Origin of the sequence: Vibrio astriarenae (assembly GCF_010587385.1) — a bacterium.
Classification (GTDB): Bacteria; Pseudomonadota; Gammaproteobacteria; order Enterobacterales; family Vibrionaceae; genus Vibrio; species Vibrio astriarenae.
In genome coordinates this window covers 901,667-916,026 of sequence record NZ_CP047476.1, presented here as the reverse complement: position 1 = coordinate 916,026, position 14,360 = coordinate 901,667, and the positions used below count along the sequence as shown (strand labels likewise).

Below are 14,360 nucleotides of genomic sequence, written 5' to 3'. Positions count from 1 at the left end.
GATCAAGTTGAAAAACATAATGAGTAAGAAAATCACATCGTCAGATGTGGCAAAATATTTAGGGGTTTCGCGCTCTGCCGTTTCACGTGCTTTCACTGAAGGCGCGAGCATTCATCCTGAGAAGCGTACATTGATCCTCGAAGCGGCCAAAGCGCTCGGCTATCAGCCGAATTTCTTTGCTAGAAATTTGAGCACGCCGACCCAAAAGGCGAAATCCAATCTCATTGTAATATTGATTAGTGATTTTTCTAATCCATTCCAATCGTTTCTGTTTGAAGAACTCTCTACTGCTTTGCAGCAGGCGGGAAAGCAGCCGATGTTGCTTAACGTTAAAGAGGAGCAGGATTTGGATGAAGCGATCTTACGCCTTTCTGGTTATCAGGTAGACGGTGTAATAGCCGTAATGGGTTCACTCCCAGCCGAAAGCCTCAATCGATGTTTAACTCTGTCGATGCCTCTGGTTACCCTTGGTAGGGCAGACACTGCAGGTAAGATACCTTCTGTACAAACCGACAATAAGATGGCTGGAAAGCTCGCAGCAGAGCATCTTTTGGGGCAAGGCTGTGAACGTGTGGGTTACCTTGCTGGTCGCAGTGACGGGCAGGCATCGATTGAACGCTGGTTAGGTTTTAGTGAGTGTATTTATTCGGAATTAGGCATATTCCCGCAAGTCATCGAAGCTGGCCGTTATGGTTATAGCGCAGGCTTTGAGTCTGCATTCAAAAATCTCGAAGCCTTACGAGAACTAGAAGGGGTCTTCTGTGCGTCTGATGCACTAGCACTTGGAGTTGTCGATGCGTGTCAGAAATTTGCGGGCATTGAAATCCCTGCGAAGCTAAGAGTTGTAGGGTGTGATAATGTCCCACAAGCGGCTTGGCAGGGGTATCAGCTTACGACAGTCGCTCAACCGGTTAAAGAAATTGCGGCGAAAGCGTTGGATGCACTTTTAAAGCAGGGAGGAGGAGGCGCTTTCGAGCAATCAATAATACGGGTTCAACCCACTCTTAAAGTTCGCAGAACATAGGTGATGCATCATTGAAATGAACCTCTAACAGTGCTCTAAATCGATCCTCGATGTTAAAAAGTGATAGTGAATGTATCTCTTCATTGAAATGACCTGCAATACCGTTCAATATTGTGCTTCGTTAGTTGGAGAGTCATTTTTACAAGGATATAATGAGAAAAATCAGTCTGTTTGCATTGATGTTGGTGCCTTTATCCGCCAATGCATTTTCACCTTACAATTTAGGTGCCCAAATCGGTATCGGTAGTATTGAATCGAGCAATAGTACTGTAAAAGGAATCAATGGTAGTTTTCGCGTACACCCTTATTTGTCAGCAGAAGCAGGCTATATCGAGCATGGTAATGTGAGTGCGTTCAATGGTGATGTCGATGCGTCATCTTTCTATTTAGCGGCGAAACCGACATATCCCATCGGTCGTTTCGAGCTTCATGCTAAAGCCGGACTCAATTATTACGATGCATCATTGTCGAGTGCCAATGCGTGGGAATCTGGTAGCCAGTCTGGTATAGGTTTAGTGTTAGGTGTTGGAGCGGATCTGTTTCTGATGAGGCAACTGAGCATTGGTGCCAGCTTACAATCTTTCGGTATGGAAGTGATGGATGAGTCAGCGCGTGCTTCAAGTTTGACGTTTAATGCTCACTATCATTTCTAATTGTAGTGGTTGAATGCTAAGGCGCACTTCGGTGCGCCTTTGTTGTTTTTATTGAACTCAAACATTTTTCAATTGAACCTAAGTATCCGGTCTATAATGAAAAAAACAGTTCAGAAAGGGTGAGCAATGAAAATAGGGATATTGACTTGTGGCTACGTCGATCCAACCTTAGTGGGTATTGATGGCGAGTACGCTGAGATGATTTCTACTACGCTGCATTCCGTCAACGAGGCGATAGAGTTTCAAAACTACGATGCCAAGGCAGGCTATCTACCGGATCTCGATGACTGCTTCGGCTTTATTATTACTGGCAGCGTTGACAATGCCTATGACGATGACCCTTGGATCATTAATCTGATGGATTGGATTGTTCGCTGTGAAGCGCAAAGAAAGCCTCTGGTTGGGATCTGCTTTGGGCATCAACTGATTGCGAGAGCCATGGGTGGCAAGGTGGAACGCTCACAGAAAGGTTGGGGGCTGGGGAGTTACGAAGTTCAAATCTGCGCTCAAAAGCGTTGGATGAAGCTCGGTATGGACAGTGCCCGACTCCTCGTGAGCCATCAAGACCAAGTGGTGATTGCCCCATCGGGAATGAAAGTGGTCGCGAGAAACGATTTTTGCCCGAACTTTATGCTGGTTAAGGATAATCACGTAATGACGGTGCAAGGTCACCCAGAGTTCAGCACGGAGTTTACTCAAGCGGTGGTGAACAAATTCAAACCACTGATTACCGAAAATCACTACTGGTCGGCACTCGAATCACTGAGTCACCCACAAGACTCAGCGCTGATTTTGCATTGGATTGATAGCTTCTTTGAGATGGCTCTGCATGATAAAGAAGTGACTCAAATTCAACAGGCAATATAAACTAACGATCAGCTATCGCTTATTGTGTGTCTTCGATAAGAACCTAATTCGACCTCAATTAGGTTCGTTGAAGCTGACTCTCTTTATAACTCGTGGGTTACGCGAACTCTTTTTGCAGGTAAGCCACAATATCGGAGGACTCATACATCCACGTCTCTTCACCTTGGTTGGTGATCTTTAAGCACGGCACTTTCACTTTTCCGCCGCCTTGCAGTAACTCTTCGCGAGCCGCTTGGTTGTTTTTGGCATCTTTCAGCTCGACATCAATCGATTGACGTTTCATCTCACGACGAACCTTTACGCAGAAAGGGCAAGCCTCGAATTGGTAAAGCGTTAACGCTTTGGCTTTTTCATCAGCTAGTTGCTGAGCTTCTGGTGTACGTTTGACACCGCTTGGACGAAAAACAAAGTTGAGCAGTAAGATGATCTTACCCAATATGATTCTGATAAATTTCATGTTGACCTGTGTTGAGCATAGTTATTATTTGATAATGAAACTCAATGCTGAATGACTTTTGTGCTGGAGTCAATCGGTGCATTCATATCGCATTGAGTTTCAACCTCAAAACTACTTACTCTGCGAGTTTGAGTAACTGCGATTTATTTGAGTTCAGCCATGTCTTGAAAGAAATAGGCTTGCGGCCGGTTAGCGATTCAAAGTCTTGGCCGTTACCTGCTGAAAGATCTAAACGATTGTGTTTATCCATCGTGACACACAGGTCAACAATTGGCTTAGGCAGTTCAAAGCTTTCTAGTTTCGCTTTATATACCTCATCAGACAGCTGAACAACTTGTATTGAGGTTCCTAAGGTAGTGTTGATCTGCAAGGCCATTTCTTCATGAGTCAGCGCTTCAGTGCCATTTAGGTTAAAGGTCTTTTTACCCTTAATGTCCTTTACAAGTGAAGCCGCGGCTGCATAGGCGAGATCTTCTCTAGAAACCTCAGCTATCTTTCCTTCTCCCGAAGAGGTAAGCCAAAAACCAGTTTGAAGTACACTCGCGAAGTACTCAGGTAGGTTCTCGAAATACCAGTTGTTACGAAGAATCGCCACATTAGGAATGTTACTCAACTTGATTGCCGCTTCAGTTGCTTCATGTTCGTGGGCAAACACAACGGGTGACTCTTCTGCCGCGGGCATAGAAGTGTAACTGATATGTGAAACACCTGCTTTTTCTGCAGCTGTAATGGCATTGAGATGAGATTGCGTGCGTGGCCCTGATGCATCAATACTAATCAACAGAAGTCTGTCAGCGCCTTTGAACGCTTTAGTCAACGATTCCGGGTTTGAGAAGTCAGCCTCTCTTACCTCGACACCTAATTTGCATAGTTCATTGAGTTTACTAACGCTGCGCGTAGTCACAATGAGTTGTTCAGGGGCGATGTTGAAGTCATTTAGTAGACTAGAAACTACTTTCTGACCAAGTTTACCTGTAGCTCCGGTGACAAGAATTTTTGAATCTGACATAGCTATTTCTCCGCTCTTGTTGTTGACGCATGCTGAACTTTTTTTGTCTGCGCCGTTGATGGGGTAAATATATACCTAACAAAAAAGAAGATAATTAGCTTACAATTAAACTCATTGTTCAATTTGGTTAAACAATAAGATGATTTCACTTGATGACATGATGGTCTTTGTAAAAGTGGTTGAGAAGCAGTCGTTTACCCAAGCCGCTGAGTCTTTAGGGCTAGGCAAGGCTCGAGTCTCTCAAATCGTGACTAAACTTGAGAGTAATCTTGGAACTCGATTGCTTCATAGGACGACAAGATCAATATCTCTGACCGACGCCGGAGCTCGATATTACGAAAAGTGCTTATTGGTGAAGGACATTGCACATGAGGCCAATGAAGAGGTACAGAACAGTGAACAGCTACCAAGTGGCACGCTTCGCATTTCAACGCCAAGTACGGCTCTGATTAACTTGATGAGTGAGTTTGTGGCAATGCATCCCCAAATTAAGCTCGATATTATTGAGAGTGATAGTTATAGCAACTTGATAGAATCAAGGTGCGATATCGCCTTAAGAGCATCGTCTACCTTGGAAGATTCTAGCTTATATGCCGTAAAGCTTGGCTATTTTACCGATATGATTTGCGCCACCCCCGAGTACTTGTCGAGGTTTAGAAAGGTTGAGTCAGTAGAGGATTTAGCCAAGATGGATTGGATTAGTCATCATATTGTACATGGTGAAAAGCAGTTAATACTGACCAACTCTCATGGTGAGCAAACGAGGCTTCCACATGCTCCGAGGGTTCAAGTCAGGACGTCCGCATCGGTAAAGGGGTTTGTCCTCAATCATCTCGGTTTTGCTATCGTACCAAGCTTTATGGTGTACAAAGAACTTGTGACCGGTGAACTTGTTCGAGTCTTACCAACTGAACATGACCTTAAGATCCCCATTTATGCCGTTTATCAGGAGAAGGCTTTGATGCCTGCCAGAGTTAGAGCTTTGTTGGACTTTCTCAAGAACAAACAGGGCGAGTTTAGTTAAATCTAGCTTTGGTTAATGATATACAGTCGTTGTTATTGGTACATAATTACAAAAATGGGATAATCAAGGAAAGCTGGCTCCAGTTTATTCTTCAGATACAGAATATAAAGCAAGCTCATGCGGCTTGCTTTTTTATAAGTTTTACAATCAATTTTAATTTATTAATAGTATATTTCATTTGCGTATTCTCTCAATTTTATGATGCTGAATACCTTCTCCATATTTAATTCCTCTATACAAGAGCGAATTGTCAGTTCCTCAAGCCAAAAAACATCGAGCAGTAGGTGAATATCCTCCGTTAAATATTCTAGCTGCTCGCTAGGGAGGCTTGCGACATCTTTGCCCCATGCCAAAGACAGGTCAATGTAGATGCTTCGTCTATCATCATTGGTTTCAAAATCCTCGGTCTCCAGGCTGGCGATGCTGTCTACCAGGTATACCCAACAAGGGCCTTTACCTGTATCTAATATATGATAAGGACGGTCATTAAGGTATATCTTATTTTGGTATTTCTTAATTTCTAAGCTTGGTAGGGTAATCATGGTTCAATCCTGTTTGAGTTTTCTATTATTCAACGCTAGAGGGGAAAATACGGCAAGTAATAAGAGATATTCGTTTTTGACTGCACGTGCGGTTGTCGATAATGCAAAAATGAATAACAGTTAAACCTAGAGTTAAAATTTGGATGTCATATTATTCATCTCGTCCGAACGGAGTGGATTATCAAGCAAGGGAGCGATAAACAAAATTGAGATATAAATGATGAAAAAAACAAACCTACTAACTCTAGCTGCAGTAACAACTTTATCGGTACCCGCTTTTGCGATTGATACTTCACGTATCAGTGGCGAGATAATCCTTGCAACCGGTTATATGTCGACAAACTCAAACCTTAGCGTAGAGGGTGACGCATATTTAAGTGATACAAGGAGCAAAGGCTCACACACCAATGAGTTTGTAGTGATGCCGCTTGGTAACATTGCCTATGAGTTGGGTCAGCAGCGCAATCAACGTGTGTATCTAGGTACCTCTCGCGATGACCTAGCCGTCGGAGACTTAGCGTTTGAGCTGGGCTATCAATACGATTTTGCTAATGGCACTAAGGTTGATCTAGCATTTCTACCAACGGTCATGTCTGGTGAAGTTTGGTCAAACCCATACGCGACTGGTCAGCATAGAACCAAAGAAGACGTTGAAGGTTACGCTTATCGCCTGAAATTAAACAACTTAATGAACTCGGGCTTCTCGTTGGATATGGCCTATGCAACGTCTGAAGTGGATAACGAAGGCATTACTGAGCAAGCGCTGCATCGTGACGCAGATTCATACTACATGAAGGGCAGCTATAACATGCCGCTATCGCATCGCTCGGGTTTGATTACCGCAGTTTCTTACACGCACCATGATGCGGATGGCAAAGCGGCAACGTATGACCAGTACGAAACGGAATTAACCTATTTTCTGAGCCAAAATGCGCATTCGTTAGCGCTGACGGGCAGCTATGCGTACCGTGATTATGACGGTTCAAGCGTGGAGTTTGGTAAAGCTCGCTCGGATAACCGCTACAAACTATTTTTAGCTTACGAGTATAAAAACGTGGCAGGTTGGGATAACTGGAATCTAGTGTCATTTACGGGCGTGAATGTAAATACATCGAACATCAAGTTCTATGAAAATGAAGACTACTTAGCGTCTGTGGGTCTTAGCTACCAGTTCTAATTTGCATGCCCCTTTCAGTCATTGAAAGGGGCTAATTAACGTTTTAGTGCGACTTAATACTCGGGTGGTTGCGTGATTGAGTTAAAGAAGCTTTGCACGACTTGATGAAGGTGTTGATTCAACGGTAAGCCGCGCTTAGCTTGCAAATATCCGCCGCAGACACTGAATTTTCTGAATTTATGGAATTTGCTTGGCAGAGGGTAGCAAGCGAGCTTATCCGACTGGCGAGCAGTGTAGCTACTGCTGAACTTGATGCAATCGGAGCTCTCTAGGGCACTGACAATGATAGGCAAGCTGTGCGAGTTCAGTTGGATAGTCGGCTTGTAACCATTATCTAAATAGACGTCATCGAGGATGTCATGTCGTCCAACAGTGGAATCTGACGTGATTTTGATTAATGGCAGATCATGAATGTCCTCTAATTCGGTTGTTTTAGTGAGAACAGGGTGATCTTTTCTCGCTACTAAGCACACTTCAATATCATGAATGTGATGAACATAGATGTCTTGTGGGAACGGATAGGCTTCAAAATGAATAAGATAATCGGTTTTACGGTCAAGCACATTTTCAAGTGATTGCCCTTGCCAATAAGACAGGTAAATCGATGCTTTCGGGAAAGCGTCATGAATCGCTTCGTATAAGCCTTTACCGAAAATTTCTATCAATGAGAGCTCCGCACAAAGCGTAATATCACCATCGTATTCGAGAGGGTCAAAGGCTTGATACTCCATTAAAACGTTATTAAAGGGCGTTAACATATCCGCTGCCGCTTCTGCGAGTTTTTCAGCTAATTCCGAAGGTTCAACACCATGCGCCTTGCGAATAAAGAGCTGATCACCAAAAGTTTCACGGAGCTTGGCAACGCCTCGACTTACGCTCGTTTGGGATATTCCTAATTTATCTGCTGCTGTTGACGTATTGCGTGTGTCTACCACAACTTTAAGCAGTTTGAGTAGGTTGAGGTCGAGTTCTTCAAGTTTTCGATTCATTGATACTATCCATCCTAATATCCTATAACTTGAGGATATTAAATTTGGGTTAATTTCTCAATGAAGCGTTCATTTAATACTGTAGATTGTTATAAAAAAGGGCGTTTGATTTGTTAATCAAACGCCCTTTAATAAATATGGATTGTTACTTACTCTACAGGTGCCCAAACACGGTAATCAATCGTCACGTTCTCAGTGCTATAAATTACCAATGGAATCTTGCTGTTGTAGTTCAGCAGTTCGCCACGCGGAGCGAAGACTTCACGTTCTACTGTCTCTTCGTTGTCGCATCCCATCATCGTTGAGATCACGCCATTATCAGCTCGAACTATGTAGTAGCTGTAACCCCAACCCTCTAGCGAGTGGCGCTGTTGTGCCGCAGGCAAGTTCATGTTGTTACATGTATCTTTCGTTTCAATCGTCGTGCTTACTAGCACTTCAATCAGACGATCTTGTTCATTGTCTAGTGTAGGTAGGATGAATGTGTTTATAACCAAGCCATCGATAGTTTCAGGGTACATGTGGTCAGCAGGGCGTTCGTCAGCAATGGCTACGCTACAAGCAAGTACGAGACCTGCGGTGATCACTTTTTTCATCATGTTATAGACCTAACTTTGTTTATGTTGGAGTCAGGTTAGCACAGGCAGTCGGTATTTCTAGCGTGATTTACGTTGATTTACGAAATAATGACTTTAGGTTATATAATTGATTCGTGGAAGAGTGCAGATATTTGCGGGCGCTATATTTCCGGTGCTTTTAATAGGTATTAGGGTGTGCTTAGCCAGTTTTGGGGTAGGTTATGTGATGGGTAGGTAGATATTAAAACACCTAGTCTTTTGAACTAGGTGTTTATTGATTGGATTAAAAATGCCACTGTAGATATAGCGTGTTGTAATCACTTCCACCTTTAATGCGGCCAAACGTTGAGGTACTGGTAAAGATACCTGAGCGATGGTGGATGCTGTAACCCAGCCATAGGTTTTCTAGAGCTCGGTTAGCCACGATATCGCCGACATTCACATCAACAGAGAAATCGAGATAGTTCATGAGCTTGCTGGGTTTATAGCCTTTCTCTGCCATGTTTGGAGCCTCTATATGGCTGATTTTAGAGCTATAGGAGACTCCCTCAGCAAGACCAAACCGTGTTCTCACGGGTAGGTTCCAGGTGTAGTAAGCCTTGATAGCAATAACATACTCAGCGAAACTTTCCTGAACATCAGAGCGATGGTGCTGCACATAACCGGGTGTCAGGTAGAAGTCTAGGGGCCAGTTGAACACGCCTTGTGCTAGTGGATGGCCGTAAAACAATGAGGTTAACTTGTTTCTTTCTGGGTCGGTTTCATTGTTCAAAAAGATCAGTTCAGTAGGCCCTGACTTGGTGGCCACACCATGCGCGACACGAAAGTAGGCGTTGTCAGGAATGAGTGTCTCTTTTGAGCGTTCGCCTGATGAAAACAGCGCAAACCCTAAGTAGCTTTCCCACTGTGTGCGTGAATCAATGTTGCCACTGTTATAGGTCGCGTTGTCAAACACCGTCATTCCAAGTGAGCCGACGGCATAGAGGTTTTCATACAGCTGATAACGGCCTTTCGCCCCCACCTGATAATCCCACTGTGCGCCAATACTTTCCTCTCCAAAGCCATAGTAGAGGTCGTTGAAGCGTTCACTTTTGTATCTTGCTTGCACGAACGGGGTTAACTGCCATCCGGCACCGTCCAAATGGTGCTCAGCGACAATATGGCCATAGTAGCGACTGTCGCCTTCGGATAGCACTTCCAGCTTGAAATCAGTGTCCGGCGTATAGTGATAGGTTAGGCTGGAGCCGAAATCAAATTGAGACCCTTGGTGAATGTTTTGCTCACTGCGCGGGATATCTAAGAAGCGGAATTTGCCCATCACGTCCCAAGTGAGGGTTTCGTTAGTAAGCAACTTGTAGCCCCCTTGGAAGCCATCGAGGTAGAATCGCTCGCCACGATAGAAGAGCAGGGGAATCACATCGTGTACCGAATCGTCTTTGAGTTTATAGGGGATGGTTGCACTTCGAACACCCATGCCGATTCCCCAGTCTTGGGTATAGGATGAGGCTTGCGCGGCAGATGCCGCAAAAGCAATAAGAGAAGTCAGCAAGATTGGCGTTTTCATTTATATCACTCATAACGGGGAAGTGGAGTTATGGTTTGGCCGAGTATCCACTTCTAAAGAACAATCACGTCCCGTGTGTTCATCGTCCATCTTTGAGTGATATTTTATTTTTCTATGGGTGGCTGTGGTACGTTTAACAGCTATTCATTTTCGCCTATTGATATCCCCAAGACCTCATTCATCAGACGAAAAAAAGCCCAAGTGGAGACTTGGGCTTAAAGTGGGCGAGGTGAGAGTTACTTCACCGGTTTGACTCTGAAGAACAGGGCGTAATTCAATGGAATCACCACAAGCGTTAACACTGTTGCGAATAACAAACCGAACATGATGGTCACCGCCATACTCTTAAAGAACGGGTCGACAATCAGTGGGGCAACACCAAGAATGGTGGTTGTCGCACCCAAAATGACGGGTCTCGCACGACTCATTGCCGCATCAATAATCGCGTAGTAAGGCGCTTTGCCATCTTTGATTTCGTTCTCTGCTTGGTCCACCAGTACGATGGCATTCTTAACCATCATGCCGATCAGGCTCAAGAAGCCCAGCGTCGCCATAAACTCAAACGGCGTTTGGAACACAATCAAACCGATAGCCACACCACCAATCGCTAGGGGCACCGTACACCAGATAACCAGCGCTTGACGAATACCGTTGAACATAAACACCACTGCAAGAATCATCGCTGCAAAGCCATAGGGTGCTGAGATCATCAGGCCTTCGTCTGCTTCCTTCGCTTCTTTATATTCACCATACCATTCCAGTGTATAACCAACAGGCAGTGGCAAGTTTTCAATTTCTGCACGTACTGATTCAAAGGCTTCTGAGGTTAGGATACCTGCCGCTGGATCCGCTTGTGCTTTGATGGTTGGGCTACGGTCAACGCGCTTCAAGATAGCGTCTTGCCATTCCACTTCTAGCTTGTCGATTACTTGTCCAATCTGGATGTACTGACCAATCGCTGAGCTAAATACCTGTGTTGTCTCAATCGCTTTCTGGTGGTTACGCTCATTTTCAGGTGCGCGAACAACGATTGGAATCAAGTCATTCCCTTCGCGGTATACACCTGTTTGACGACCACTCAACGTTTGCTCAATCGCTTGGTTAAGGTCAACTGAAGTCAAACCAAACATTTGCATTCTTTCTGCCGAATACACAGGGCGAAGCACTGGTGTTTGTTGTCTCCAATCATCTTGCACTGCCACTAAAAGTGGGTTTTGCTCCATGATGTCTTTGGCTTGCTCTGCTAACTCACGAAGCACTTGGCTATCAGGGCCTTTAAATGCCGCTTCGATTTTCTTACCGCCACCAGGGCCAAGCATGAACTTCCAAACGTTAAAGGACGCGGCTTGATAGATATCATTGAGCTCAGTCTGCAATTCAGACACTAGGCCATCAATGGCGTCAAAGTTGTCTACGTCGATCAGGATCTGAGCGTAGCTAGTGTTTCTTGCTTCTGGCGAGTAGGTCAGCATGAAGCGCAGACCACCCGAACCAATGAAGCTAGATGTGCCTGTGATATGTTCTTTTTGCCAAATATGTTTTTCAACTTGGTCAACAATCTGCTCGGTTCTGGTAATGTCTGAACCTTGTGGCAAGAAGATATCAACCACAAACTGTTGGCGCTGTGACTCTGGCATGAAACCTGGAGGTACATAACTAAAAGCCTTTACACCCAGAACCAAGACCACCAGCATGACGGCTAAGCTTTTCTTCTGGTTGTGGAGAACCGTGACCAATACTTTATTGTAGAAGGCACTGATTTTATTTGGTTTGTCTGCCTTCATGTTGTCTTGAACTTTCAAGAAGTCGTGACAAAGCAGTGGCGTTACCGTAATGGCTAGTACCCAGCTTAGCATCATTGAGTATAGGATGACCCAAAACAGCGAACCCGCGTATTCACCCATGTTCGATGGTGAAAGACCAATCGCGCTGAAGGCACAGATACCCACGATGGTACCACCCAGTAGCGGCCATTTGGTTTCATCAACAATGTCCGAAACAACCTGTTTTCTATCTGCTTGTGGGTTTTTCTGCAAGCGCGTTAACACGCCGTCTGTGACAACAATAGCGTTATCCACCAGCATACCCAATGCAATGATCAGAGCACCCAGTGAGATGCGCTGCATTGCGATGTCGTCAATCAGCATGACGATGAGTGTGCCCGCAACGGTCAGTAGCAGTACAAAACCAATCACGACACCGGTTCTTAGACCCATGAATAGCAACAGAACAACAAAAACAATCACAACAGCAGCGACAAGGTTGTTGATGAAATCCGAGATGGAATCACGTACCGAGTCAGACTGAATGGAAATCTCGTGTAGGTCAATGCCGTGGGGGCGTTGGCCTTCCAGCTCAGCCAAGCGAGCTTTCACCGCATCGCCCATCTCTACAACGTTACCACCGGCCACGTTTGAGATACCCAAGCCTACAGCGCGCTCACCGTTGTAGCGCATCAATACGTGAGAGGGTTCGACATAACCACGGGAGATCTCTGCAATGTCAGCAAGACGTAGGATAGTGTTGTTTTCACCGACGCCAATTTGTAGCGCGCTAAGCTGTGCAAATGAATCAATGTTGGCGCTTGGAATCACCGCAACGCGCATTGCATTGGTTTCAAACGTACCCGCGGTAGAGACCATGGTTTGCTGCTCTAGCACTTGGTAGATCTGCTGTGCAGAAACGCCAAGTTGGTTTAGGCGATCGCTCGAAATTTCGACAAAGATCGCTTCATCTTTTTCAGCAAACGTGGTGGTTTTTGATACACCAGGCACCAAAGCCAACTCACGGCGCAACATATCAACATAGTCTTGCAGCTGTTTATCGCTGAAGCCTTCACCAGTGACCGCGTAGAACTGAGCAAACACATCACCAAAGTCGTCATTGACGATCGGCGCACTGGCGCCTGGAGGCAATGAGCGCTGTGCATCTAGGATCTTTCTACGAAGTTTGTCCCAAACCTGCTGTAACTCCGCTTCATTTTTGGAAAACTCACGTTTGATCTCAACGGTGACTTCCGAAACCCCTTGTTTTGATACAGAGGTGATTTCGTCCACTTCCTGAAGCGATTGAACTGCTCCCTCAATCACATCCGTCACTTCATCAGAGACTTCTTGTGCTGTAGCGCCTGGGTATTGAGTGACAACCACAGCTTGACGAATCACAAATTCTGGGTCTTCAAATCGACCCAGTTTTAAGTAACTTAAGTAACCACCAAGCAAAGTTAGTGCAACCAGCACCCAGACACTCGTGCGCTTTGCGATTGTGTATCCTGCAATGTTCATTTTATAGTGCCTCTTTTGCCATTGGTCTTACTTCAAGGTCTTGGCTTAAACTGCGTACACCAGATACGACAACCTGCTCACCCTCGTTGAGTGACGAGATAACTTGAATGCGATCGCCAATCAGCGACCCCGTTTCTACGATGCGTTTTTGAACGCGGTTGTTGTCATCAACAACCCAAAGGTATTGGTTACCAAGGTTATCTGGGCTGATTGAACTCAAGGGTACGTTAAACTGGTTTACATCACTCTGTTGCCATTGAGCTACCACGCGAAGACTCATGCCCGGTAGTAGCGGCGAGCTATGCAAATCACTCAAACCCAGCGTCACGGCATAGGTGCGCGTAATTGGATTAGGCTCAGTCTCAAACTTCTTTACATACAGGTGGAACTGATGATTAGGCAGTAACGCTGTCGTTGCATAGAGTTCTGCACCCGGCCTTGCTTGGGTCATTAAGCGCTCAGGTACATCAATGGTCACTTCAAGCTGTGACAGATCATGAACCGCGACAATGCTCTCGTTAGCTTGAACCATAGTGTGGGCATCGACCATTCTGCGGCTGACTAGCCCGCTGAAAGGTGCACGAAGCTCGGAATCGTTCAGGCGGTTTTGAGCTTCTTGCAAGCGACTTTGCGCAAGTTTGTAGCGCATTGTCATCTCGTCTAGTTGACTCTTTGAGATAGACTGCTGGCGGTCAAACAGGGTTTGAGCGCGTTGATGCTCAGCCTTGAGGTTATCCACTTCAGTCTGAGCCGCAAGCACCATGATTTCAGCGTCGCTAGACTCGAGGCGTGCTAGCAATTGTCCAGCTTCGACTTCAGTACCTTCGTCCACCAAAATTTCAATCACTCGACCGGAGTGACGAAAACTCAGCTCAGCACGCTCCGAAGCGCTTAATATACCATTAAAGAAAAACTCACCTTGCTCAAGGTGGGTGATGTATTCGGTAACGACAGGCCTGATCGTTGGTGCTTTTTCTTCAACAACCTGCTCGCCATTGCATCCAGCAAGTAACAATGCAGAAGCACTGATTACCAAGGCAAGAGAGGTTTTCTTAACGCTTAAGAGAGAGGAAGTTGATAGGTTCACTGCTGACTCCAGATTGATGAAAGTTAGTTGCTATTCGTTTCAGCGAGAAGGTTTTTTGTCTCCTCGTCGTTGATGCGGGCAGTGTACTTTTTATTTAGGTTAGCA

General features: G+C 45.2%; 13 protein-coding genes. 5 read left to right on the top strand and 8 right to left on the bottom strand.

Annotated features, from left to right (window positions below; all coding sequences use genetic code 11):
• Positions 1–19 precede the first annotated feature (19 nt).
• The 3 genes from GT360_RS18430 (at position 20) to GT360_RS18420 (ending at position 2,544) form a co-directional block, all read left to right on the top strand.
• The gene (locus GT360_RS18430; RefSeq protein ID WP_164650416.1) at positions 20–1,024 is read left to right on the top strand and encodes a LacI family DNA-binding transcriptional regulator; all 1,005 of its coding nucleotides are present in this window, start codon (positions 20–22) and stop codon (positions 1,022–1,024) included.
• A 152-nt stretch (positions 1,025–1,176) separates the two neighbouring features.
• Positions 1,177–1,677: an outer membrane beta-barrel protein gene (locus GT360_RS18425; RefSeq protein WP_164650415.1), complete on the top strand. Its 501-nt coding sequence runs from the start codon at positions 1,177–1,179 to the stop codon at positions 1,675–1,677.
• A 126-nt stretch (positions 1,678–1,803) separates the two neighbouring features.
• Positions 1,804–2,544 carry a glutamine amidotransferase-related protein gene (locus tag GT360_RS18420; RefSeq protein ID WP_164650414.1) on the top strand — a complete coding sequence of 247 codons (741 nt, stop codon included), beginning with the start codon at positions 1,804–1,806 and terminating at the stop codon, positions 2,542–2,544.
• A gap of 97 nt (positions 2,545–2,641) precedes the next feature.
• Here the strand turns inward: GT360_RS18420 and GT360_RS18415 are convergent, their stop codons facing one another.
• Positions 2,642–3,001 (bottom strand): glutathione S-transferase N-terminal domain-containing protein, encoded by a 360-nt coding sequence (locus tag GT360_RS18415; protein WP_164650413.1) that lies wholly within the window; start codon positions 2,999–3,001, stop codon positions 2,642–2,644.
• Positions 3,002–3,116: 115 nt separating this feature from the next.
• On the bottom strand, positions 3,117–4,010 hold the full coding sequence (locus GT360_RS18410; protein WP_164650412.1) for an SDR family oxidoreductase: 894 nt from the start codon (positions 4,008–4,010) through the stop codon (positions 3,117–3,119).
• A gap of 139 nt (positions 4,011–4,149) precedes the next feature.
• Between GT360_RS18410 and GT360_RS18405 the strand changes: the two genes are divergently transcribed.
• Positions 4,150–5,034: a LysR family transcriptional regulator gene (locus tag GT360_RS18405; protein ID WP_164650411.1), complete on the top strand. Its 885-nt coding sequence runs from the start codon at positions 4,150–4,152 to the stop codon at positions 5,032–5,034.
• Between the two features lie 161 nt (positions 5,035–5,195).
• Here the strand turns inward: GT360_RS18405 and GT360_RS18400 are convergent, their stop codons facing one another.
• A complete protein-coding gene (locus GT360_RS18400; RefSeq protein WP_164650410.1) occupies positions 5,196–5,576 on the bottom strand; it encodes a hypothetical protein in 381 nt (126 codons plus the stop codon).
• A 217-nt stretch (positions 5,577–5,793) separates the two neighbouring features.
• On the opposite strand from GT360_RS18400, the gene GT360_RS18395 reads away from it, so the two are divergent.
• A complete protein-coding gene (locus tag GT360_RS18395) occupies positions 5,794–6,753 on the top strand; it encodes a DUF2860 family protein (RefSeq protein WP_239502643.1) in 960 nt (319 codons plus the stop codon).
• A 53-nt stretch (positions 6,754–6,806) separates the two neighbouring features.
• On the opposite strand, the gene GT360_RS18390 is transcribed toward GT360_RS18395, so the two are convergent.
• The 5 genes from GT360_RS18390 to GT360_RS18370 form a co-directional block, all read right to left on the bottom strand.
• On the bottom strand, positions 6,807–7,742 hold the full coding sequence (locus GT360_RS18390) for a LysR family transcriptional regulator (protein WP_164650409.1): 936 nt from the start codon (positions 7,740–7,742) through the stop codon (positions 6,807–6,809).
• A 149-nt stretch (positions 7,743–7,891) separates the two neighbouring features.
• The gene (locus tag GT360_RS18385; protein WP_164650408.1) at positions 7,892–8,341 is read right to left on the bottom strand and encodes an ecotin family protein; all 450 of its coding nucleotides are present in this window, start codon (positions 8,339–8,341) and stop codon (positions 7,892–7,894) included.
• A 262-nt stretch (positions 8,342–8,603) separates the two neighbouring features.
• A complete protein-coding gene (locus GT360_RS18380) occupies positions 8,604–9,884 on the bottom strand; it encodes a MipA/OmpV family protein (protein WP_164650407.1) in 1,281 nt (426 codons plus the stop codon).
• A gap of 236 nt (positions 9,885–10,120) precedes the next feature.
• Positions 10,121–13,168 carry an efflux RND transporter permease subunit gene (locus GT360_RS18375; protein ID WP_164650406.1) on the bottom strand — a complete coding sequence of 1,016 codons (3,048 nt, stop codon included), beginning with the start codon at positions 13,166–13,168 and terminating at the stop codon, positions 10,121–10,123.
• Between the two features lies 1 nt (position 13,169).
• The gene (locus GT360_RS18370) at positions 13,170–14,255 is read right to left on the bottom strand and encodes an efflux RND transporter periplasmic adaptor subunit (protein WP_164650405.1); all 1,086 of its coding nucleotides are present in this window, start codon (positions 14,253–14,255) and stop codon (positions 13,170–13,172) included.
• Between the last annotated feature and the right edge of the window lie 105 nt (positions 14,256–14,360).

Bases quoted from the DNA above. Each gene is read 5' to 3' on its own strand.
- GT360_RS18405 (WP_164650411.1), top strand. From the start codon at position 4,150: ATGATTTCACTTGATGACATGATGGTCTTTGTAAAAGTGGTTGAGAAG.
- GT360_RS18375 (WP_164650406.1), bottom strand. From the start codon at position 13,168: ATGAACATTGCAGGATACACAATCGCAAAGCGCACGAGTGTCTGGGTG.
- GT360_RS18425 (WP_164650415.1), top strand. From the start codon at position 1,177: ATGAGAAAAATCAGTCTGTTTGCATTGATGTTGGTGCCTTTATCCGCC.
- GT360_RS18415 (WP_164650413.1), bottom strand. From the start codon at position 3,001: ATGAAATTTATCAGAATCATATTGGGTAAGATCATCTTACTGCTCAAC.
- GT360_RS18385 (WP_164650408.1), bottom strand. From the start codon at position 8,341: ATGATGAAAAAAGTGATCACCGCAGGTCTCGTACTTGCTTGTAGCGTA.
- GT360_RS18400 (WP_164650410.1), bottom strand. From the start codon at position 5,576: ATGATTACCCTACCAAGCTTAGAAATTAAGAAATACCAAAATAAGATA.
- GT360_RS18395 (WP_239502643.1), top strand. From the start codon at position 5,794: ATGATGAAAAAAACAAACCTACTAACTCTAGCTGCAGTAACAACTTTA.
- GT360_RS18390 (WP_164650409.1), bottom strand. From the start codon at position 7,742: ATGAATCGAAAACTTGAAGAACTCGACCTCAACCTACTCAAACTGCTT.
- GT360_RS18380 (WP_164650407.1), bottom strand. From the start codon at position 9,884: ATGAAAACGCCAATCTTGCTGACTTCTCTTATTGCTTTTGCGGCATCT.
- GT360_RS18430 (WP_164650416.1), top strand. From the start codon at position 20: ATGAGTAAGAAAATCACATCGTCAGATGTGGCAAAATATTTAGGGGTT.
- GT360_RS18410 (WP_164650412.1), bottom strand. From the start codon at position 4,010: ATGTCAGATTCAAAAATTCTTGTCACCGGAGCTACAGGTAAACTTGGT.
- GT360_RS18420 (WP_164650414.1), top strand. From the start codon at position 1,804: ATGAAAATAGGGATATTGACTTGTGGCTACGTCGATCCAACCTTAGTG.